Raw genomic sequence first — 20,728 nt, forward strand, 5'->3', positions numbered from 1 at the left:
TCTCTATAATTGTCCGTTTTCCTCTGCCGCTGGAACCCTTCCCATGCTACGCCACGCCCTGCTGTCCGCCGCCTTGCTGTCCACCCTTGCTTTTCCTGCGCACGCCGCCACGCCCTTGACGACCATCGCCGAACGCTCGGGCTTTTTGAACACGGGCCGCTATGCCGAAGTGGAAACCCTGTGCAGGCAGTTTCAGGCGCGCTATCCGAAACAGGTGCGCTGTTTCGAGTTTGGCCGCACGCCCGAGGGCCGGCCCATGCTGGCGCTGGCGGTGTCGAAGACGGGCGCCTTGAGCGCACAGGAGGCGGCGCGCCGCAAGCTGCCGGTGCTGCTGGTACAGGGCGGCATCCATGCCGGTGAAATCGATGGCAAGGATGCGGGCTTTCTGGCGCTGCGCGAGGTGTTGGATGGCAAGGCTGCGCCCGGTGCGCTCGACCAGCAGGTGCTGCTGTTCGTGCCTGTGTTTAATATCGACGGCCACGAGCGCTTCGGCCAGTGGAACCGCCCCAACCAGCGCGGCCCGGTGGAAATGGGCTGGCGCAGCACGGCGCAAAATTTCAACCTGAACCGCGACTACATGAAGGCCGATGCGCCCGAGATGCAGCAGATGCTGGCGCTGGTCAACGCCTGGGACCCGCTGGCCTATGTCGACCTGCACGTGACCGACGGCGCCCAGTTCGAACCCGATATCTCGATCCAGGTCGAACCCGTGCATACGGGCGACATGGACTTGCGCCAGGCGGGGCTGGCCTTGCGCGACGGCGTGCTGGCCGACCTGGCCAGACAAGGTTCGGATCCGAAGCCGTTTTATATGTCGTTTGCCGAAGAAGACAATCCGCAATCGGGCTTTGTCGACGGCGCGCCGAACCCGCGCTTTTCACATGGCTACTTCCAGCTGCGCAACCGCTTCGGCGTGCTGGTGGAAACCCATTCGTGGAAGGACTATCCGACCCGCGTGCGCATCACGCGCAACACCATCGTCTCGCTGCTGGAGCAAGTGGCGCGGCACGGCGCCGCCTGGCGCGGCACGGCCCTGGCGGCAGACGCGCGCGCGCAGCAGCTGGCCGGCACCACGCAGCCGCTCAGTTATAAAACCACCGACAAAAGCCGCCTGATCGACTTTCGCGGCTACGCCTATACGCGCACGCCGTCCGACATCTCGGGCGCCTTGATGACGCGCTACGACGAGACCACGCCGCAGTTGTGGACGGTGCCGCTGCGCGACGAGATCGTGCCCGACTTGCAGGTGACGGCGCCGAAAGCCGGTTACCTGGTGCCTGCCGCCCACGCCGCCATGGTGGCCGATAAACTGCGCCAGCATGGCGTGCGCTACCAGGTGCTGCGCACAGAGTTGAACAAGCAAATGGTCGGGACCTTCCGCGCCGGCAGCGTGAAATTCGGCGCGCAATCGTTCGAGGGCCGGCAGACGGCGCAAGTGACGGGCGAGTGGCAGCTTGAGGAACGCAGCATCGGCGCCGGCGCCCTGTATGTGCCACTCAAGCAGCCCAAGGCGCGCCTGGTGCTGGCCCTGCTGGAACCACGCGCGCCCGATTCCTTGCAGGCCTGGGGCAGCTTCAACACGGCTTACGAAGCGAAGGAATACATGGAAGACTATGTGGCCGAAGACGTGGCCCGTGCGCAACTGGCGGCGGACCCCGCGCTGGCGGCGCAGTTCCGCCAGACGCTGGCGAACGACCCTGCCTTTGCGAACAATCCGAAAGCGCGGCTGGCATTTTTTGCACGCCGCCATGCCTCGTGGGATGAGCGGCTCAATCTGTATCCAGTACTGCGCACGGACGTGGCGCCGCGTTGAATATGTTGAGCCATGACACATGGGGATGGCTCGTGAATTTCAAATAGAAACATTGCTTAAATAAAATTTCTATTAGGAAATTTTATGATATAGTTAAGGCAACTAATTTCATCATGAAAGATGTAATTCGTGTCGCGCGCATGTTTCGCTTCACGTAATGCCTTCCTATGTCCAAGCGCCCCCATGCACTCGAAACCGCAGTGGCCCTGACCGAGTTGATACGCCGTATTCCGAGCAGCCACCTCGTCACGGCCCCAGACTTGCACAAGCAGCTCAAAAACGCAGGAATCGATCGTGACCTGCGTACTATCCAGCGCCATCTGGACATGCTCTCGGAGCATTACGACATCGAACGCGATGAGAGCAGCAGGCCATACGGCTATCGCTGGAAAAAGCTTTCCGGCGGGCTGACATTACCCTTGCTCAGCGAGCAGGAATCGTTGCTGTTGCTGCTGGCACAACAGCAATTACGCAATTTGTTGCCGAGCCGCTTGATGAGCTCGCTGGACAATTTCTTTCAACAAGCACGCAGCGATCTTGGACCTGGCAATCCAGTCACGCCTGCCACGCAATGGATAAAGAAGGTGCGTGTTGTCAGTACCACCCAGCCGCTGCTGCCACCGAAAATCGAGGCTGGCGTTTTTGAAAGTGTCAGTAATGCCCTTTACACCAATCATTGGCTGGACATCGACTACAGGAATGCAACGGGCAAGCGCAAAAGCGCCCGTGTGATGCCGCTCGGACTGGCACAGCAGGGTGTCAGGCTTTACCTGGTCTGCCGCTATGAAGGTTACGATGAAGAACGCATCCTGGCGCTGCATCGTATCTTGATGGCGCAGGTGACAGCCCATGCCTTCGACTATCCTGCCGATTTCGACTTGCAGCGGTACGATGCTGACGGAAATTTTGGCATGGGTAATGGCAACCACATTCGCTTGCGCTTTTGCATCGATAAAGAAGCTGGCTTGCACCTGCTCGAATCACCGCTGTCGTGCGACCAGCGGATCGACATACGGGACGATTGTTTCGAGGTCAATGCGACCTTGGTCGACACCGCCCAATTGACGTGGTGGTTGAGTGGCTTTGGTGAAAAAGTATGGAATATCCGGCGCGAAATCGATGACCAGGCGGCGCTGCGACACAAGTTGACGTAAAGCGGACAGATAATGGTGCCATGCCAAGCGCGGCGTGCTTTCTGCGCCGTTCCGATCACCCGTTTGCCTCTCCCCCACCCATGCTGATACTCATGTTGATCTGCGTTTTCCTGATACTTTGCCTGCTGTACGGCATGTATGCCAGCGCGCGTTCCGTTGCCCGCGGAGCCGGGCATATCCGCTCCCATGTGACACCGAATTCAGCGGCAGTGGCGCCAGCGGAAACGGACCTTTGTGCACCGCTGCCCAAGTTTCATGCGTGCTACCAATCCCGGATCGAAGAATTGCGCTCCTTGTTCGCCTTGTACCAGAGCGGCGCATTGACGCAAGCCGAGTTCGAGCAGACCAAACGGCATCTGCTTGCCAAGATGACGGCGCTGTCCTGAGCCGTTTCCATTGACCTACATTAAGCGCATGAATGCCATGACCTCCTTGACTTCCACCTCCGACGACAACGACAAAGAACGACACGCATCGCACCGTGACGAGATCGGCCAGGATGTCCTGCGCACCGGCGTGGCGCTGTCCGCCAAGGAAATCGTCGGCCGCTTTGGCAGCGCCAATGCTGAATTCATCAAGGGCTATCGCGGTATCGATCATGCAACGGGGCAGCGGTTTGCCAAGGGACTGGCCGACATCTCGAAATATAAAGTCAGTACCGAATCGGTCGAAATGGCCAGGAACAACATCAAGCAGCAGGCAGGTTTCTCCGCCGAGGTCGCTGCCACTAGCCGCGATAACGCTGAAGCCATCATCGAGGGTTCAAAGGTCCGCACCTCGCGCAGCGACGACCTGCCGCAGTATGGCACCAACCACAATGTCGTCGACCGCGTGCAGATTCTCGATGGCCAGATCCTCCAGGGGTCGCAGGCGCAGATGAAGTTCGTTGGTGACCGTAATGGACTATTCGAGAAAATTGCCCGCGAAGATGGCCCGTTCGCGCGTTATCGCGGCGTGAAGCTTGAGTTGCCGTCAGAGCAGTACGAGGGCGCCAAGGTATTCTGCCAGCAACGTGCCAGCGAACTGCGCGAGCAGGCGCAGCAAGTGGAGCAGCACGGCAAGCCTGACATTGCCGCTGAATTACGCAGCAAGGCGGCCAATTACGAGCAGTTGGCCGAGCAGGTCAGCGATAGCGGCCTGACCACCGAGCAGGCTATATTTTATCGGAAGCACCCAGAGCTTGCCACGCTGCGCGATATCGCCGCCACCAGTCATCGTGCGGGCATGGAAGGGGCCAAGCATGGCGCAGTTATCGGCGGATGCATTTCACTGCTCAAGAATTCCTTCGCTGTCGCGCAAGGCGAGATGCAAGGCCGCGATGCAGCGATGCAGGTAGGCCAGGACGTCGCCAAGTCCGCCGCTATCGGCTACGGTACGGCTGCCGTCGGCGCAACCATCAAGGCCGGCATGCAGCAATCCGGCCAGCAAACGCTGCGTGGTTTGGCCAATACGAGCGCCCCCACGCTGGTGGTCAATATCTGCCTGTCGCTCGGTAGTTCCATCAAACGCTATGTGTGTGGCGAGATCAGCGAAAGCGAATTGCTGGTCGAAGTGGGGGAAAAGGGTACTGGCATGCTGTCGAGCGGCATGATGGCCGCGATTGGACAAATTGCGATTCCCATCCCGTTTGTCGGCGCGGCCATTGGCGGCATGGTGGGCTATACCCTCTCGTCGATTTTTTATCAGAGTGCGCTTGATGCCGCCAAGGGTGCCGAAGCGTCACGCGTCAACCTCGAACGCGTGCAAGCCGTCGAAGCGGCCGCGCGTGCGCAGATCGCCGAACAGCAGGCCGCGCTCGATGCCTTTGTGCGAACAGAAATGTCGCAGTTGCACCAGGAGACTCAGCAACTGTTTTTAGCCATCAGTGTGGTCGGCGCTGGTAGCGTCGATCACCTGGCGCTGGCCATCAATCAATATGCGGGCTTGCTGGGCAAGCAGCTGCAATTTGCATCGCAGGCCGAGTTCGACGATTTCATGCTGTCCGATCAGCCGTTGCGGCTGTGAACACAACTCTACTACCACTTTTATTTTCTCAGATCGGAGTAATACATGTTACTGAAGCAGTTATCCGTAGACGATAGACGAGATTTTCTCTGTATTGCTGAACTATTGAGTATTGCTGACAAGCCTGTTTCACGGGTAGGAAAACATGGCCTGGCGATCCCGTCAGATGCTCTGCGTATAGCAGCAATGGGACCTGTTCTTTCCATGTTCATGAAGAAAGCGCCTTCAAAAACAATTCCTGCAGGCACAATTTCCGGCATTCAGCGCAATGAGCGTGAATCGATGGCAATGGCCGAGCTTATCTCTGCGTGTTGCAAAGAAACTGACGGAAAAATGGATGGCACGCCAGATCGGATGGACCGCAAGGGTATCGAGTGGTCCTTGGTCAAGCGAATCGGCAGACTTCCCATTGAGACTGCCGAAGAGCCGGCCGCCCGTGCGACGGTCGCGCTTGATGTGCTGCGTGAGTTGCTAAAAGATAGAAAGGCACCCGTGCCATCCGTACCAAAACTGATGCTGTTCGAGCTGATGTTGTTTGCCTTGACCAAGGGCAGCATCTCCAGTATCGAATGGCAATTGCTCAACGAGTTCAGGCATCACCATCAGTTGGAAAACCATATCTTCAACGATCTGTTGGAGCGGGCGGAATTTACGCACCGCGAAGCACAGAAAACCCTCGCTATCATTCTCGAATAAGGAGTTCATTATGGCTGTTCCACTTCTTCTTGTGCCCGCCGCCGCTACTGCCCTGTATGGCATCTACAAAAGTGTCAATGGCGTCATGGATCAGAATAAGGCAAGTAACCTTAATACTGACGCGAAGTCAATGGCTGATGCCGCAAACGAGCGCGTGGACCGGCAGCGCAAGGATACCAACGCAGTGCTGGAAGACTACGGCACGCGCAAGCTGCGCGCCTTTAACGGCGTGATCGCCGATTTTATCGCCACTTTCGGACGGCTGAAGAATGTTGATGTAGTCAATACACCTGAACTGGAGAAGCTCAATCTTGGCGATTTCTCCAGCGTTGGGCTGCAGGGATTGAAAGACGATTACGCACTGCTGAAGAGTTCCGGTCTGGGCCTGGGTTCCGGGCTCGGTGGCGGTGCGGCATTGGCATTCGGTGCGTACAACGGCACCATGCTGCTGGCCACGGCCAGCACGGGTACGGCCATCTCTTCCCTGGGAGGCGTGGCGGCAACCAATGCAACGCTGGCTTGGCTGGGCGGCGGCTCCATCGCTGCCGGCGGTGGCGGCATGGCGCTCGGCACCATGGTGCTTGGTGCCGTGGCGATCGGGCCAGCTCTGGCGATCTTCGGTCACATTGTTGGCAACAAGGGCGAAGAAGCGTTGAATAATGCGCGCAGCAATCTGGAAATGGCCAGGACGGTGCGCGACCAGGCCGAGGTCCTGTTCAAGAAGCTGGAAGCCATTGCGCGCGTATCGGCACTGGCCAATACGACGTTTTCGAAAGTCAGCTCGCAACTGCGGCGTGCCGTGGGCGATCTCGGGCGCGTCATCGACAGCCATGGCGAGAACTTCCAGCTCTTTCCGGCCGATGCGCGTGAAGTGGTCATGCGATCAGTCAAGTTTGCGCAATTGCTGAAGGCTATGATCGATACGCCTATCCTGGACAAGGATGGCAATCTGGTGCTGTCGACCGAGAAACGGATCGCTGACATCGCCCCACTGGCGCCTTGAGCAAGGCCGCCGCAATGACCACGCATGTGCTCCTGCTCGATGCCGGGCTGGCGCGCCAGCCATTCCCCTGCAGCCAGTGCGGTTTGTGCTGCCAGCATGTGGACCTGGCTGCGGAAACCAGGTTTCTCGACCGTGGCGACGGCGTATGCCGGCATTACGACGCGGCGGCGAAGGCGTGCACGATTTATGCGCAGCGCCCGGACATTTGCAGAGTGGAGCTGCATTACGATACCCACTATGCAGATCGTTGTACATGGGACGAGTTTGTCGGCTTGAATTTGCAAGCATGTGCTGCGCTCGCTGCCATGGAGAAGGCCTGACATGCGACGAAGCGTTGAGAAGATGTAATGTGCGCGCGGCGGTTGATGCTATTGTGCTTGCTTTCCCGATAAGGCTTACCTGGAGCGCCCGCACATGCCGCAGCACCTGTCCAAAAAAATCCTGATCCTCAGCGTTTCGGCCGGCGCCGGCCATCTGCGCGCCGCGCAAGCCATCGAGGCCTATGCGGGGCAAGAGCGAGCCGGCGGCAACGGCCCGCTGGCCACGGCGCGCCATATCGATGTGATGGACTTCGTCACGCCCGCGTTTCGCAAGCTGTACACGGACTTTTACATCAAGCTGGTCAACAAGGCGCCGGCGCTGTGGGGCTATCTGTACCACGCCACGCATGAGGCGCCGAAAGACGGTTCGATGCAGCGCGTGCGCCGCGCCATCGAGCGCCTCAATACGCGCGCGCTGATGGCGCAGATCGCCGCCTTTGCGCCCGACGCCATCATCTGCACCCATTTCCTGCCGGCCGAACTGCTGTCGCGCGCGTTGCGCGAGCATCAGCTGGACTGCCACGTGTGGGTGCAGGTCACGGATTTCGACCTGCATCGCATGTGGGTGCTCGATCATATGCAAGGCTATTTCGCCGCCACCGACGAAGTGGCGTTCCGCATGCGCCATGAGGGCATCGCCTTTGACCGCATCCACGTGACGGGCATCCCCATCATGCCGGCCTTTGCGCAGGCTTTGGACCGCACGCAGTGCGCGCAGGCGTTCGGCCTGGACCCGCAGCGCAAGACCATTTTATTGATGGGCGGCGGCGCCGGCCTGGGCAGCCTCGACACGATTGCCGCAGGCCTGATGCGGCTCGAGGGCGACTTCCAGCTGATCGTGCTGGCCGGTAAAAATGCGGCCGCGCTGGAGAAACTGACGGCCCTGACCGCGCAATACCCGGGCCGCCTGCTGGCGCAGGGCTTTACCAGCGAAGTCGAACGGCTGATGGCGTGCGCCGACCTGGTGATCACCAAGCCGGGCGGGCTGACGACGTCCGAATGCCTGGCGCTCGGTTTGCCGATGATCGTCAATTCGCCGATTCCCGGCCAGGAAGAGCGCAACGCCGACTTCCTGCTGGAACAGGGCGTGGCCCTGAAGGCGCTTGACGGCGCCAGCCTGGAATACCGCGTGCGCCATCTGCTCGACCACCCCGAACAGTTGCAGGTCATGCGCGAACGCGCGCTGGCGCTGGGGCGTCCGCGCGCGGCGCTGGAAGTGTTAGGGCAGGTACTGGGAACGCCTGCATGAAGAGCGCCTCAGTAAAACCTTGGCAGATTGCGCTGACCCTGGCCTGGGTCGCCTTGCTGGGCCTGTTTTTCGCGCAGGTGGAAATCCAGATCGAAGGCGCGGCCGGCTGGGCTGCCAATCTGCCCACCTGGCGCATCGAACACCACTGGCTGCTCGATATCTTCTGGGGCGGCCGGCCCATGACCGGTTACCACGCCTGGGTGTTTCCGTTTGTTGCGCTGTTCTTCCATTTTCCGCTGCTGTTCCTGGCGCAGTGGTCGTGGCGCCTGGAAGCGCGCGTCATCGGCTGCATCATGCTGTTCTGGGTGATCGAAGACTATCTGTGGTTCGTCATGAATCCCGCCTATGGCGTGATGCATTTCAGCGCCGCGCATATCGCCTGGCACAAGCACTGGCTATGGTTTGCGCCGACCGATTACTGGGTTTCGCTGCTGGTCGCTGGCGTGCTGCTGTTCTTTTCATACAGGAGAAAAGCATGACCATCTCAACTGCCTTGCTGTTGGCACTGTCGCTGGCCATGGTGATCAAACCGGTGGCGGCGCAAACGTCCATGCCTGCAGAGCGCCATCCCGACTGGGCCACGCCGCTGCCGCAGGTATCGAACCTGCATCAGGTCACGCCGGTGCTGTACCGCAGCGCCATGCTGGACCGGGCCGACGTGGCGCAACTGCAGGCACTGGGCGTGAAAACCGTGATCAGCCTGCGCGCGTTTCATTCCGATAGCGAGGTGCTGAAAGACAGCGGCATTCGCACCGTGCGCATTGCCGTCAATACCTGGGCCATCCGCGATCGCCATGTGATTGAAGCGATGCGCGGCATCCGCGCCGCCGAAACACATGGCCCGGTGCTGCTGCATTGCCTGCACGGCGCCGACCGCACCGGCATGATGACCGCCATGTACCGCATGCTGTACCAGGGCTGGCCGCGCGAAAAGGCCATCGACGAACTGAAAAACGGCGGCTATGGCTACCACGCGGTATGGAAAAATATCGAAAAGTATCTCAAGCGCGTCGACGTGGAGGCGATCCGCGCGCAGATCGAACAGGACCAACCATGAAGACCCTGCTGTTCCTGCTGGTCGCCAGCTTCCCGCTGGCCACCCTGGCCGCTCCCACTGTCAACCTGGTCGATATCAGCAAACCCGGCGTGCCCGGCAAGACCTTTGCCGCCAGCACCAGCATGCCGGCCAGCATGACCACCGTCTGTGCGGCGATCCAGGATTTCGCCGCTTACCCGCAGTTTATGCCGAATGTGGACAAGATCAGGGTGCAGGCGCCACCGCCATCAAATACCAGGTGTACACCGACCCGGGGCCGGTGCCGATGGGCTTAGGCTGGATCGTCGACAGCATGAGCCGCGACAGCATTCCGAAGATGTTCGAGGCGCTGCGTGCGCGGGTTGTGCGCGTATCCGCAGGCGGTCAATAAAATCCGATGGCGGATCCGGTGGAAAGGCGCTGACTTTGCGGCAGCGTCATTTCATGTGCAAAAAAGAGATAGATCTCGGGATCCGCCAGCCATGCGACTTCATTCATGGGCAGGCCGAGCCTGACGGCGGCGCTGCGGCCCCACTTCTCGTTCGTGTTTTCGGGCAAGGTAGTGCATTCTTCGAGGCAGTACAGGCGTTTGGCGGCGACATCATCCATGACGGGAGTGGTACTGGTGTGCGGCGGCATCGATCCGCCCCATTGCAGCCAGAGCGCCATGTCCGGCCAGCGTATGCATAGCACGATCCAGCGCTGGTATTGTTCAAGTGCCGGTACCGGCAATCGGTGGGCTATGCGCGCAACGCGCAGCAACAGCACCAGGCGGACAAAATTGAGCGTACGCTTGATTTCCCGTGGACCGCACGCGTAATCCCGGCTGATACCGCGCATGACAGTTTGCACATCCTGGCCGTCGTTCATGAATTGGCGGCTTTCCCTGCGTTGCCGCTCTTCAGACGCTGCTGATGCAGCTGACTCCGTTCCTGGCGCTTGCCGATCCGGCCCTGCCGCCTGTTGGTGCGTATCGGACCCGGCAGGCGCGCTCTGGCCGGCTGCCGCGTCCCGTTCTGCCTGTGTTTCCGGACCGATCAGGCAATCGATGAATTTGCCGTTCTTGAGGTAACGACTGGGCGGAATGGTAAACGCCAGTTGAATGAACTTGTCCATGAAGCGCCAACCCAGTGGTACCAGCTGTTCATACGATGGCAGATGCTTTTTGACATCCCTGTGTGCATGTTCGAGCGCGGCCGCGACCACTTGCGGATCCATGCCGATCACAAATAGAAACTCGGACTGATCGCCGGCGAGGAAGCTATTGAGTCCCTCGACCACGCTGGCAATTTTATTGGGTGAACAACGGTCGAGGTCATCGATAAAAATGACCAGTGGCTCCGTTACTGTCGCACCAGTGCCATCGTGTATTTCACGCTTCGGCAGTGCTTCGAGTATGCGCCGCAGATCCTGATGAATGTGATGCATGATGCCCACCGTCTTGGCATAGTCAGGCACGCGGACATATTCGGCCAGGCTGAATGTGGCAGGTTCCTTGCCCACTTTTTGCCTGGTGCTGAAATAGGCCCATACGGCATAGGCGGCAATCGCGATCTGGGTGCCGATCGCTGCGGGTATCGTAACCACGCTGCCGTTGCTCAACCATGTGAGGGGTAGCGGAATCGCCGAGGCGCTGAGCAGGCTCATGATCAGTGCTGCTGCAGCCAATATCCAGCGGCGTACCTTTACCCACCAGAACGTGACCACGCGATCGTAGATTTTCCTGCGTACCACGCCATCGTCAATGCGGGACAGATTCAAGCGCAGCAGGAAAATCTCGCGTTCGACCGGCCCCAGCCGGTCGCTGACCTGGCTGACGATGGCGTCCACCAGGCCTGCCCACACTTGCTCGGAACTTTCGTATTTCCAGGCATTGAACCAGACCGTCCAGCGTTTGCTGTCCGCGCTGCGCGGCGGCGGTGGCGCGGCCTTGCGATCGAGGAATCGCAAAACGTCACGTGTGGTGAGCGTACTCGGGGCCGGGGCGGCGCCAGCATGGGGATCGAGCTGATGCTGTATCTGGCGCATCAATGATGACTTGCCGGCACCCCACGGTGCCTGGATGCTGATGCTGATGGGGCCATGCGTGTCGTCGCTGGTCAGAAATTCGGCAATGGCGATCGCATATTGTCCGAATCCCATCTGATCGAGATAGGACGCCCGGTCATGCATCAGATGCTTGCGCACATCGTTGGTTTTCTGTAGCTCTTGCCATGCGTGCAAGCGTTGCTCGTAGCTGCTGTAAAGATGGCTGATGTCGATTCCCATCTTGCTCAATAGCGATCTGAACTTGCCCTTTTCCAGTGACCACAATGCACCGATCAGGTCACCGATGGTGGTGCTGTTGCGTCCCGCACCATGTGCCACGCTCGCGGCGCGATGTAGCCATGTTTCCGCATTGCGTGAATATATAAGTGTGCCGCTGCCGGCGTGATCCTGCGAAGCGGTATCGATCTCTGCCCTGGTGAAGGAAAAGTGCGAGCTCCATGCCGTCTCGAAATGGTCGCCGGCCAGTTCCCTGATGGCCTGGCAAAAACACATGGCCTCGGCAGAGATCTGCTGGTAGATGGCTTGCGGATACTTGTCGATACTGGCCAGCGAAAAGAAAATCAGACTGGTCGTCACGGAGCGCGAGGGGGGCGTCTTCCGTTTTCCCAATGCGTCGGCCAATCGCAGCAGCGCCAGCAACTCCCTGTCCGGTTCGAGCCTTGCGCTGCCTGTATCTGTCGTGGCTGTCACCACGGTGGTAGTGTCATCCGGATTCTCTCTCATGATGTTACTCCTGTTGTGATGACTACATCTGTACTCCAGAATTTGATTTTTCTCCATCGGGGTCCGTGCCATCTGCGCCAGATCAATCGCGACGATGATCCTTGCTGCCGCAGTGCCGGACAGGACTTGAACATGCCCGGACCAAATCAGGCATGATTGCGATTCTCATCACGCTTTCCTTACTCCCATGGAACACCACAGCTTTTTACTCAACATCCTGTTTTACCTGGTCGCCGCCATCGTCATGGTGCCGCTGGCCAAGCGCCTGGGCATGGGCGCCGTGCTGGGCTACCTGGTGGCCGGCGTCGTCATCGGGCCGTGGGGCTTTGGCCTGATCAACAACGTCGAAGTGATCCTCGGCTTTTCCGAGTTCGGCGTGGTGCTGCTGATGTTCCTGATCGGCCTGGAACTGGAACCTAAGCGGCTGTGGCTGCTGCGCCGGCCCATCTTCGGCTGGGGCGGCGCGCAGGTGCTGGTAGTGAGCGCCGGCCTGTGCGCCGGCGCCATGGCCTTTGGCGTCGACTGGCGCGCGGCGCTGGTGGGTGCGCTGGGCTTGTCGCTGTCGTCAACCGCCATCGTGCTGGCCACCCTGGGCGAGCGCAAGCTGATGTCGACGCCGGCCGGCTCGGCCGGCTTTTCCATTTTGCTGTTCCAGGATATCGCCGCCATCCCGATGATCGCGCTGGTGCCGCTGCTGGGCGGCCTGGCCACGCACAGCGATGCGCCGGGCTGGCTGCGGGTATTGAAACTGGTGGCCGTGCTGGGCGCGCTGGTGGTGGCCGGGCGTTTCCTCGTCAACCCGATTCTGCGCTTTATCGCCAAGACCGAATTGCGCGAAATTTTCACCGCCTTTGCGCTGCTGCTGGTGATCGCCATCTGCGTGCTGATGGAGTCGGTGGGCCTGTCGATGGCGCTGGGCACCTTTGTCGCCGGCGTGCTGCTGGCCGACTCCGAATACCGCCATGAACTGATCAGCGACCTGGAACCGTTCAAGGGGCTGCTGCTGGGCCTGTTCTTTATCGCGGTGGGCATGTCGGTCGACTTTGGCGTGCTGCGCGCCCAGCCGCTGCTGATCCTGGCGCTGGTGGCGGGCCTGCTGGGTATCAAGATCGCGTTGCTGTACGGCCTGTCCAGGCTGTTCGATATTCCGCGCGGCCAGCAGCTGTTCTTTGCGCTGCTGCTGTCGCAGGGCGGCGAATTTGCCTTCGTGGTGTTCGCCGCCGCGCTGGCCGCCCATGTCTTCACGCCCGACACCAGCGCCGTGCTGGTGGTGGTGGTCACCGTGTCGATGGTGGCCACGCCCTTGCTGCTGCTGTTGCACGACAAGCTGGTGGCGCCGCGCCTGCGCAGCGATAAAAAACGCCGTCCCGACGACACCATGCAAGCGCAGGACAACCCCATCATGATCGCCGGCTTCGGCCGCTTCGGGCAGATCATCGGCCGCCTGCTGGCCGCCAACAAGATCGGCGTGACGGTGCTCGACCACGACCCGGACCAGATCGACCTGCTGCGCAAGTTCGGCTTCAAGGTGTTTTATGGCGACGCCACGCGGGTCGACCTGCTGGTGGCGGCCGGCATTGAAAAGGCCAAGGCGCTGGTGATCGCCATCGATGACGTCGACGACAGCCTGGCGCTGGTCGACGCCGTGCGCCTGCGCCTGCCGCACCTGACCATCCTGGCGCGCGCGCGCAATGTCACGCATTACTATGAACTGATGAACCGGGGCGTGACCCTGATCGAGCGCGAGACCTTTGCCGCCGCGCTGCTGCTGGGCGAGCAGACCTTGCGCCAGGCCGGCTTCACTGCGCAACGCGCCGAGCGCGCCGCCGCCATCTTCCGCACGCATAACCTGAAAACCCTGCTCGACGTGGCGCCGCACTTCCAGGACCAGCAAAAAGTCATGTCCCTCACGCGCAAGGCGCGCGAGGAACTGGAAGACATGTTCGAGAGCGATGCGGCCGCATTCGCGGCTGCGGAGGGAGAAAACGGTCGTCGCCAATGACCGCTGCCGGGGCTTATTTCCCCCGACGGCTTTCGATCGCCTCGATGCGGTCCATGATGCCGTTCATGCGCGCCACCAGCGCCTGGTACGGTTTCGGCGTAGCCAGGTCGACCCCGGCCGCTTTCACCAGCTCATACGGATAGGCCGAGCCACCGGAGGCGAGCATCTTCAGGTAGGCTTGCAGCGCGCCCGGCTCTTTCGCCAGGATGCGCTGCGCAAAGTCCTGCGCCGCCGCGATCGAGGTGGCGTACTGGAACACATAGAAGCCGTGGTAGAAGTGCGGCACATAGGCCCATTCCAGCGCGTAGGCCGGGTCGATCTTCATCACGCCCTGCGCTTGCCCGTGGTAGCGCCTGAGGATGTCGGCATAGATGGCCGTCATCTGTTCGCCCGTCAGCGACTCGCCCCGGTCGACCTTGCCGTGGATGGCGGCCTCGAATTCGGCGAACATGGCCTGCCGGAAGAAGGTGCCGCGCAAGCCTTCCAGTGCCGCGCCCAGGTACAGCAATCGCTCGTCGTCGTCCTTCGCCACGCTCAACTGGTGCTCGAGCAGCAGCGCCTCGTTGGTGGTCGAGGCGATTTCCGCCACAAAGATGCTGTACGGTGCGTAGACTGACGGCTGCGCCTTGTTGGCCAGTACCGAGTGCATGGCGTGGCCCCATTCGTGGGTCAGGGTGCTGACGGCTTCGTAGTTGTCGGTGTAATTGAGCAGCACGAACGGGTGCACGTCATACGCTTCGCCATTCATGTAGGCGCCGGCCGCCTTGCGCGGGCGCGGATACACATCCATCCAGCGTGCATTGGCCGCTGCCGTCAGGGCGCTCACGTAGTCCGGCCCCAGGGGCGCGACGGAGTCGAGCATCATGCGCTTGCCTTCGGCCAGCGGGAAGCTGCGCTCGCTTTTCAGCAGCGGCGCATAGATATCGTAATAGGCCAGGTCCTTCACGCCCAGCATGCGCGCGCGCAGCTTGAAGTAGCGGTGCAGGGTCGGCAGGTTGGCGTTGGTCTGGGCGATCAGGGTCTGGTAGACGGCCGGCGGCAGATTGTCCGCGTCGAGCGCGGCGCTTTGCGAGTCGGCATAGTGGCGCACTGCCGCATAGGCGGCGTCGGTCTTCAACTGGCCGTACAGGGTTTCGCCAAACGTGCGTTCGTAGTCTTTCCACTTGCCGAAAAAGGCGTCGAACACCAGCTTGCGGTCGGCGCGGTTGTCGTCGCCGCGATACCTGGTATAGGCCGCCTGGTCGAGGCGCACTTCCTTGCCATTTGACAGCTTGACGGTGGGCCACGGCACTTCCGAGTTGGCCAGGGTGCGGTAGACGCTGGCGGCCGAACCGGTCGCCAGGCCGAACTGCGCCAGCAACTGCTCGCCGGCGCCGTCGAGCGTGTGCGGCGCATTGCGCAGCATGCCGCTCAACTGAAAACGGTACAGCCGCAAGCCCCTGTCTTTTGCCAGCAGCGCGTCGATGCGCTTGCCGCCCAGCGCCAGGATCTCGGGCTGGATAAAGGTGGTGGCCTGTGCAAAGCCGTTGCCCAGCAGGGCGGCGCGCTGGTTCAGCTGATTGCCCTTGCCGTCGCCCGTATCCTGGTCGTAGTACTGCGAGGCGTAGGTGGTCAGGCGATTGACGCGCTTGCGCGCTTCGGCATACAGGTCCAGGCAGCTTTTCAGGCGCGCGGCAGAGGCGCCCAGCTGGCCGCGGCAAGAGGCCAGCTGCTTGAGTTGCGCGTCGAGCTGCCTGGCGTCGGCGTCGAAAGCGGCGTCGTCCCGGTACAGCGCGCTCAGGTCCCAGCGGTCGGCGACCTGGTCGGCCTGCGCGAGGGCGGGGGCGGAGGAAAAAGCGGTGGCGAGGGCGAGACCGAGGGCCAGCAGGGTCAGGGCGGGGCGTTTGAAGGTCGTCATACTATCCATTCCATATCCGGGTTCAAGAGGGCGGCAAGCAGCGCGCCCACTTTACAGCAAGATGGCGCGCCGGCACAGCACAGTGCCCCGGCGCCGGAACGGCTTATTTTTTACCGAGCAGGTCGAGCAGAATCGATGTTTCCGCCGTGATCGCCGCCTTGATGGTCGGCTGGTACTCGGGCGCCCATTGCGGCGAGTGCGGGCCGGCCAATGGCTTGCCGCTGGCCTTGGCTGCGGCCAGCTTGCCTGGCTCCACCGCGCCGATATGCAGCAGCACGGCCTTGGCGCCGGCCTGGCCATAGTTGGCAAAATCTTCCGACGTCATCTTGGCCGGCATTTCCACCACCTGCGCCGCGCCCATGGACTTTTGCAGGGTAGCGACCATGCGCATGGTCAGTTCGGGGTCGTTATACACGGCGTCGGTACCGGGGCGCACTTCCACCAGCGGCTCTTTTGGTGCGCCGGCGGCAAACGCCTCGCCCTTGACTTCACGCGCGATGCTGGCCAGCACGCGCTTGCGCACGGCGTCCTTGAAGGTGCGCACGGTCAGCTGCATGGTGACCTGATCGGGCACGATGTTCGCCTGCGTGCCGCCATGGATGCTGCCCACGGTGATCACCACCGGGTCCATCGGATTGTTTTCGCGCGACACCAGCGTTTGCAGCGCCAGCACGATGCGCGCGGCCATCACGACCGGGTCGCGCGTGTCGTGCGGCGCGGCGCCGTGACCACCCTGGCCGTACACCGTGATGGAAATGGTGTCGGCGGCGGCGCGGAAGTAACCGGCGTGGTAACCCACGGTGCCCGATGGCAGTGTCGCTTCATCATGGAAGGACAGGGCGTAGTCGGGTTTCGGGAAGCGCGTAAACAAGCCGTCCTTCAGCATGGCGGCCGCGCCCAGCAGCGGCTCTTCGGCCGGCTGGCCGACCAGCATCAGGGTGCCGCTCCAGTTCTGGCGGTTGTCCGCCATCAGCTTGGCCGAGCCATACCAGGCCGACATATGCACGTCGTGGCCGCAGGCGTGCATCACCGGCACGGTGTCGCCGGCGGTGTTTTTGGTGACGACGCTGCTGGCAAACGGCAGGCCGGTTTTTTCCAGCACCGGCAGGGCGTCGATCTCGGTGCGCAGCATGACGACCGGGCCGGGGCCGTTGCGCAAAATCGCCACCACTCCGGTGCCACCGACGCCGGTGGTCACTTCAAAACCCAGGGCTTTGACTTTCTCGGCCAGCTTTTTCGCCGTTTCCACTTCCTGGAACGCCAGTTCCGGATGGCGGTGCAGGTCCAGGTACAGCGCTTCGATGGCAGGGTAGTTGGCGTTGAGCTGAGCGGCGATGGCCGGCGGCAGGGCCGCGCCATGGGCGGCGCCAGCGGCCAGCATGGCGGTGGCCAGGGCGATTTTCGTGATCGGTGCTGCGGGAAATTTCATAGGTTTCTTTTTGAAGTGCGGACGCGGCGCGTCCGTTGTTGCAGAGCGGTTTTTTAACTTAGCAGAAATATTTCTCAAAATCAATAAATTGGCTGGAAATATTTTAGTAATGTATAATCTGCAATATAAAAAATTCCATACGGAATTAAAAATATCCTTAAAGCACTATTTTAGAGAAAAGACATGATGAGTTTTATCGCAAATATCAAGATCGGCAAGCGCCTGGGCATCGGCTTTGTCCTGATCCTGGCCATGACGGTGGTGATCGCCACCGTCGGCGTATGGCGTCTGAATGAAGTGGCCACCGCGACGCGCACCATGATGGCCGAACCGTTGACCAAGGAACGCCTGATAACCGACTGGTATGGCCTGAACTTCGCTTCGATCCGCCGCACGGCCGCCATCGTCAAGAGCAGCGACCCGGCGCTGGGACCGTATTTCAAGGAAGACTCGGCCGCTTCGGTCAAGCGCGCCGCCGAGCTGCTGAAACAGATCGAACCCTTGATTTCGGGCGAGCCGGAAAAAGCCCTGTTCGCGAAAATTCTCGAACAGCGCAAGCTGTACAGCGCTTCGCGCGACGGCGCCGTCAAGGCCAAGGCCGATGGCGACGTCGAGGGCGCGGCAAAAATCCTCGACGGCTCGTTTACGCCGGCGGCCAAGGTTTACCAGGACCTGCTGCAGGAACTGGTGACCATGCAGCGCACCAGCATCGACACCACCGCCAAACAGATCGACGCGGCGGCCGTGCACGATACCAATGTCATCACCATGCTGACCCTGTTCGCGCTGGCGTTTGGCGCCTTGTGCTCGTGGTTGCTGACCACCGGCATCACGCGTCCGCTGCGCCAGGCGCTGGCGCTGGCCGAAACCGTGGCCGCCGGCGACCTCACGCACAGCGTCGCCACCACCGCGAAAGATGAAATGGGCGCGCTGCTGACGGCCTTGGGCAATATGAACAACAACCTGGTCGACATCGTCAGCCAGGTGAGGAGCGGCACCGACAGCATCGCCACCGCCTCGAGCGAAATCGCGGCCGGCAACCTGGATCTGTCGTCGCGCACCGAGCAGCAGGCCGGCTCGCTCGAAGAAACGGCGTCGTCGATGGAAGAGCTGACCGGCACCGTCAAGCAGAACGCCGACAATGCGCGCCAGGCCAACCAGCTGGCCATCGCGGCGGCCGGCATCGCCAGCCGTGGCGGCGCGGTGGTGGCCGAAGTGGTGGCCACCATGGGCTCGATCAATGAATCGTCGCGCAAGATCGTCGACATCATCAGCGTGATCGACGGCATCGCGTTTCAAACCAATATCCTGGCGCTGAACGCGGCCGTGGAAGCGGCGCGCGCGGGCGAGCAGGGCCGCGGCTTTGCGGTGGTGGCTTCTGAAGTGCGCAACCTGGCACAGAGGTCAAGCCAGGCGGCCAAGGAAATCAAGGGCCTGATCGACGATTCGGTCAGCAAGGTCGGCGCGGGCGCGAAACTGGTCGACCAGGCCGGCGCGACGATGGACGAAGTGGTGTCCAGCGTCAAGCGGGTGACCGACATCATCGGCGAGATCTCCAGCGCCAGCACCGAGCAGACGCATGGCATCGAGCAGGTCAACCAGGCGATCGCGCAAATGGATCATGTGACCCAGCAAAATGCGGCGCTGGTGGAAGAAGCGGCGGCGGCGGCCGGTTCGCTGCAGGACCAGGCCCATGGCCTGGCGCAGGTGGTGAGCGTATTCAAGCTGCGCGAACAGGCGGGCTTGCTGCGCCGTCCCAAGCCGGTCCCGGCCCCGGTCCCGGTTCCGGCAGCCGTGCGCCCAGCGGCTGCGGCGGTAGCGCGCGTGGCACCGCGCAGCAAGGCCGCGCCGGCAAAGCCAGCGGCCAAAGCGCTGGCCAATGATGACTGGGAAGAGTTTTAATCAGCGAGTCGCCATGGCGGCACCATCATCGCGATGGCGCCGCCAGGCATTACACCGCCTGCAGCGGAATCGTCGCGCCAAAGGTGGCCGGCGTCGAACACGGCTCTTCGTCGAACGCGATATCGCCCATCGGGTTGGCCAGGCCATCCGCTTTCAGGTCGGTGAAGCCGAACAGCTTGCCGTCCATCAGGTGCGACGGCGCCACGTTGGACATGGCCGAGAAGATGCTTTCCACGCGGCCCGGGAATTTCTTGTCCCACTCGCGCATCATGGCCTTGATCTGCTTGCGCTGCAGGTTTTCCTGCGAGCCGCACAGGTCGCAAGGAATGATGGGGAAACCTTTGACTTCGGCGTAGCGCTCGGTGTCTTCTTCCTTCACATAGGCCATCGGACGGATCACCATGTGCTTGCCGTCGTCGGACACCAGCTTGGCCGGCATGCCTTTCAATTTTCCGCCAAAGAACATATTGAGGAAAAAAGTTTCCAGGATATCGTCGCGGTGGTGGCCCAGCGCAATTTTCGTCGCACCCAGCTCGTCGGCCACGCGGTACAGGATGCCGCGGCGCAGGCGCGAGCACAGCGAGCAGGTGGTCTTGCCTTCCGGTATCAAACGCTTGACGATGCTGTAGGTATCCTGGTTTTCAATATGGAAGGCCACGCCCAGTTCCGTCAGATAGGCCGGCAGGATCTCGGGCGGGAAGTTCGGCTGCTTCTGGTCGAGGTTGACCACCACGATATCGAAGTGGATCGGCGCGCGTTCGCGCAAGGTCATCAAAATGTCGAGCAGGGCGTAGCTGTCCTTGCCGCCCGACAGGCACACCATCACCTTGTCGCCTTCTTCGATCATGTTGAAGTCGCCGATCGCCTGGCCGACCAGGCGGCACAGGCGCTTGTGCAGCTTGTTGTTTTCCAGCGCGATCTTTTCCGCCTTCTTGCGCGCCAGTTTCTGCGCCTCGATATTGGCCGGGATTTCCACCGCCGTCGTCGTCATTTCCATCGTCGCCTCGTTCATGCCGCATCCTTGATCTGGAACACTTCCACGCCCACGCCTTCGCAGTCCGGATAGACGTCGGGCTTCATCGACGACACGCGCGCGGCGCGCACGCGCGGGTGCGCCAGCATGGCCGCCAGCACGTCGTCGACCAGGGTTTCCTGCAGCTGCACATGGCCTTGCGCCATGCGTTTGCCGATGGTGTCGCGCATGAAGTCGTAGTCGACCACTTCGTCGAGTTGATCGTCTTTCGGCGTCGACTGGGACAGCGGAATATACAGGTCGACATTGATCAGGACGCGCTGCTCGCCCTTTTTCTCGAAGTCGTAGACGCCGATATTGATCAGCACTTCGTAATTGCGCAGGAACAGGCGCCGGCAGTCGGCCAGGCGAGGGTGGTACAGGGCGGATGACATGGTTTTACCTTTTAGTGATACTTGCAGGATGGGCTATTCGGTGG

General features: G+C 61.3%; 18 protein-coding genes. 13 read left to right on the forward strand and 5 right to left on the reverse strand.

Annotated elements, in window-relative coordinates; translation table 11 throughout:
* Positions 1-43 precede the first annotated feature (43 nt).
* The 11 genes from CD932_RS12320 (at position 44) to CD932_RS12370 (ending at position 9,571) form a co-directional block, all read left to right on the forward strand.
* The gene (locus tag CD932_RS12320) at positions 44-1,813 is read left to right on the forward strand and encodes a M14 family zinc carboxypeptidase (protein WP_094442903.1); all 1,770 of its coding nucleotides are present in this window, start codon (positions 44-46) and stop codon (positions 1,811-1,813) included.
* A gap of 167 nt (positions 1,814-1,980) precedes the next feature.
* Positions 1,981-2,967, forward strand: coding sequence for a YafY family protein (locus CD932_RS12325; protein WP_094442904.1), 987 nt, complete (start codon positions 1,981-1,983; stop codon positions 2,965-2,967).
* 284 nt (positions 2,968-3,251) lie between these two features.
* Positions 3,252-3,353 carry an SHOCT domain-containing protein gene (locus tag CD932_RS28810; protein WP_176460942.1) on the forward strand — a complete coding sequence of 34 codons (102 nt, stop codon included), beginning with the start codon at positions 3,252-3,254 and terminating at the stop codon, positions 3,351-3,353.
* A 37-nt stretch (positions 3,354-3,390) separates the two neighbouring features.
* On the forward strand, positions 3,391-4,971 hold the full coding sequence (locus CD932_RS12335) for a hypothetical protein (RefSeq protein ID WP_094443609.1): 1,581 nt from the start codon (positions 3,391-3,393) through the stop codon (positions 4,969-4,971).
* A 45-nt stretch (positions 4,972-5,016) separates the two neighbouring features.
* Positions 5,017-5,667, forward strand: coding sequence for a hypothetical protein (locus tag CD932_RS28205; RefSeq protein WP_141213236.1), 651 nt, complete (start codon positions 5,017-5,019; stop codon positions 5,665-5,667).
* 10 nt (positions 5,668-5,677) lie between these two features.
* Positions 5,678-6,670 (forward strand): hypothetical protein, encoded by a 993-nt coding sequence (locus CD932_RS12345; RefSeq protein ID WP_094442907.1) that lies wholly within the window; start codon positions 5,678-5,680, stop codon positions 6,668-6,670.
* 14 nt (positions 6,671-6,684) lie between these two features.
* Positions 6,685-6,990: a YkgJ family cysteine cluster protein gene (locus tag CD932_RS12350; RefSeq protein ID WP_094442908.1), complete on the forward strand. Its 306-nt coding sequence runs from the start codon at positions 6,685-6,687 to the stop codon at positions 6,988-6,990.
* Between the two features lie 94 nt (positions 6,991-7,084).
* Positions 7,085-8,239 (forward strand): glycosyltransferase, encoded by a 1,155-nt coding sequence (locus CD932_RS12355; RefSeq protein WP_094442909.1) that lies wholly within the window; start codon positions 7,085-7,087, stop codon positions 8,237-8,239.
* Positions 8,236-8,718, forward strand: a complete 483-nt coding sequence (locus tag CD932_RS12360; RefSeq protein ID WP_094442910.1) for a hypothetical protein — start codon at positions 8,236-8,238, stop codon at positions 8,716-8,718. Before CD932_RS12355 ends, CD932_RS12360 begins: the two co-directional genes overlap by 4 nt.
* Complete coding sequence (locus CD932_RS12365; RefSeq protein ID WP_094442911.1) at positions 8,715-9,296, forward strand: dual specificity protein phosphatase family protein; 582 nt, start codon at positions 8,715-8,717, stop codon at positions 9,294-9,296. The genes CD932_RS12360 and CD932_RS12365 overlap by 4 nt, the downstream gene beginning before the upstream one ends.
* Positions 9,293-9,571 carry a hypothetical protein gene (locus tag CD932_RS12370; protein WP_094442912.1) on the forward strand — a complete coding sequence of 93 codons (279 nt, stop codon included), beginning with the start codon at positions 9,293-9,295 and terminating at the stop codon, positions 9,569-9,571. The genes CD932_RS12365 and CD932_RS12370 overlap by 4 nt, the downstream gene beginning before the upstream one ends.
* Before the next feature lie 88 nt (positions 9,572-9,659).
* On the opposite strand, the gene CD932_RS12375 is transcribed toward CD932_RS12370, so the two are convergent.
* Positions 9,660-12,047 (reverse strand): P-loop NTPase fold protein, encoded by a 2,388-nt coding sequence (locus tag CD932_RS12375; protein WP_176460943.1) that lies wholly within the window; start codon positions 12,045-12,047, stop codon positions 9,660-9,662.
* Positions 12,048-12,234: 187 nt separating this feature from the next.
* On the opposite strand from CD932_RS12375, the gene kefC reads away from it, so the two are divergent.
* On the forward strand, positions 12,235-14,049 hold the full coding sequence (gene kefC, locus CD932_RS12380) for a glutathione-regulated potassium-efflux system protein KefC (RefSeq protein ID WP_094442914.1): 1,815 nt from the start codon (positions 12,235-12,237) through the stop codon (positions 14,047-14,049).
* Positions 14,050-14,062: 13 nt separating this feature from the next.
* Here the strand turns inward: kefC and pepF are convergent, their stop codons facing one another.
* Together pepF and CD932_RS12390 are read right to left on the reverse strand one after the other, a co-directional pair.
* Positions 14,063-15,946: an oligoendopeptidase F gene (pepF, locus tag CD932_RS12385; RefSeq protein WP_094442915.1), complete on the reverse strand. Its 1,884-nt coding sequence runs from the start codon at positions 15,944-15,946 to the stop codon at positions 14,063-14,065.
* Positions 15,947-16,049: 103 nt separating this feature from the next.
* A complete protein-coding gene (locus CD932_RS12390; RefSeq protein ID WP_094442916.1) occupies positions 16,050-17,375 on the reverse strand; it encodes an amidohydrolase in 1,326 nt (441 codons plus the stop codon).
* 186 nt (positions 17,376-17,561) lie between these two features.
* Here CD932_RS12390 and CD932_RS12395 point away from each other — a divergent pair, with 186 nt between their 5' ends.
* Positions 17,562-19,277 carry a methyl-accepting chemotaxis protein gene (locus tag CD932_RS12395; protein ID WP_094443610.1) on the forward strand — a complete coding sequence of 572 codons (1,716 nt, stop codon included), beginning with the start codon at positions 17,562-17,564 and terminating at the stop codon, positions 19,275-19,277.
* 49 nt (positions 19,278-19,326) lie between these two features.
* Here CD932_RS12395 and ttcA read toward each other — a convergent pair whose 3' ends face one another.
* The gene (ttcA, locus tag CD932_RS12400; RefSeq protein WP_254926615.1) at positions 19,327-20,268 is read right to left on the reverse strand and encodes a tRNA 2-thiocytidine(32) synthetase TtcA; all 942 of its coding nucleotides are present in this window, start codon (positions 20,266-20,268) and stop codon (positions 19,327-19,329) included.
* 17 nt (positions 20,269-20,285) lie between these two features.
* On the reverse strand, positions 20,286-20,684 hold the full coding sequence (locus tag CD932_RS12405) for a dihydroneopterin aldolase (protein ID WP_094442918.1): 399 nt from the start codon (positions 20,682-20,684) through the stop codon (positions 20,286-20,288).
* Between the last annotated feature and the right edge of the window lie 44 nt (positions 20,685-20,728).

It is taken from the genome of Janthinobacterium sp. PC23-8, assembly GCF_002250505.1.
GTDB lineage: Bacteria > Pseudomonadota > Gammaproteobacteria > Burkholderiales > Burkholderiaceae_D > Janthinobacterium.

Excerpts from the sequence above, each read along its gene's own strand:
- CD932_RS28205 (WP_141213236.1), top strand. The coding sequence starts at position 5,017 with ATGTTACTGAAGCAGTTATCCGTAGACGATAGACGAGATTTTCTCTGT.
- CD932_RS12370 (WP_094442912.1), top strand. The coding sequence starts at position 9,293 with ATGAAGACCCTGCTGTTCCTGCTGGTCGCCAGCTTCCCGCTGGCCACC.
- ttcA (WP_254926615.1), bottom strand. The coding sequence starts at position 20,268 with ATGACGACGACGGCGGTGGAAATCCCGGCCAATATCGAGGCGCAGAAA.
- pepF (WP_094442915.1), bottom strand. The coding sequence starts at position 15,946 with ATGACGACCTTCAAACGCCCCGCCCTGACCCTGCTGGCCCTCGGTCTC.
- CD932_RS12335 (WP_094443609.1), top strand. The coding sequence starts at position 3,391 with ATGACCTCCTTGACTTCCACCTCCGACGACAACGACAAAGAACGACAC.
- CD932_RS12320 (WP_094442903.1), top strand. The coding sequence starts at position 44 with ATGCTACGCCACGCCCTGCTGTCCGCCGCCTTGCTGTCCACCCTTGCT.
- CD932_RS12355 (WP_094442909.1), top strand. The coding sequence starts at position 7,085 with ATGCCGCAGCACCTGTCCAAAAAAATCCTGATCCTCAGCGTTTCGGCC.
- CD932_RS12405 (WP_094442918.1), bottom strand. The coding sequence starts at position 20,684 with ATGTCATCCGCCCTGTACCACCCTCGCCTGGCCGACTGCCGGCGCCTG.
- CD932_RS12345 (WP_094442907.1), top strand. The coding sequence starts at position 5,678 with ATGGCTGTTCCACTTCTTCTTGTGCCCGCCGCCGCTACTGCCCTGTAT.
- CD932_RS12365 (WP_094442911.1), top strand. The coding sequence starts at position 8,715 with ATGACCATCTCAACTGCCTTGCTGTTGGCACTGTCGCTGGCCATGGTG.
- CD932_RS12375 (WP_176460943.1), bottom strand. The coding sequence starts at position 12,047 with ATGAGAGAGAATCCGGATGACACTACCACCGTGGTGACAGCCACGACA.
- CD932_RS12350 (WP_094442908.1), top strand. The coding sequence starts at position 6,685 with ATGACCACGCATGTGCTCCTGCTCGATGCCGGGCTGGCGCGCCAGCCA.
- kefC (WP_094442914.1), top strand. The coding sequence starts at position 12,235 with ATGGAACACCACAGCTTTTTACTCAACATCCTGTTTTACCTGGTCGCC.
- CD932_RS12360 (WP_094442910.1), top strand. The coding sequence starts at position 8,236 with ATGAAGAGCGCCTCAGTAAAACCTTGGCAGATTGCGCTGACCCTGGCC.
- CD932_RS12390 (WP_094442916.1), bottom strand. The coding sequence starts at position 17,375 with ATGAAATTTCCCGCAGCACCGATCACGAAAATCGCCCTGGCCACCGCC.
- CD932_RS12325 (WP_094442904.1), top strand. The coding sequence starts at position 1,981 with ATGTCCAAGCGCCCCCATGCACTCGAAACCGCAGTGGCCCTGACCGAG.
- CD932_RS12395 (WP_094443610.1), top strand. The coding sequence starts at position 17,562 with ATGAGTTTTATCGCAAATATCAAGATCGGCAAGCGCCTGGGCATCGGC.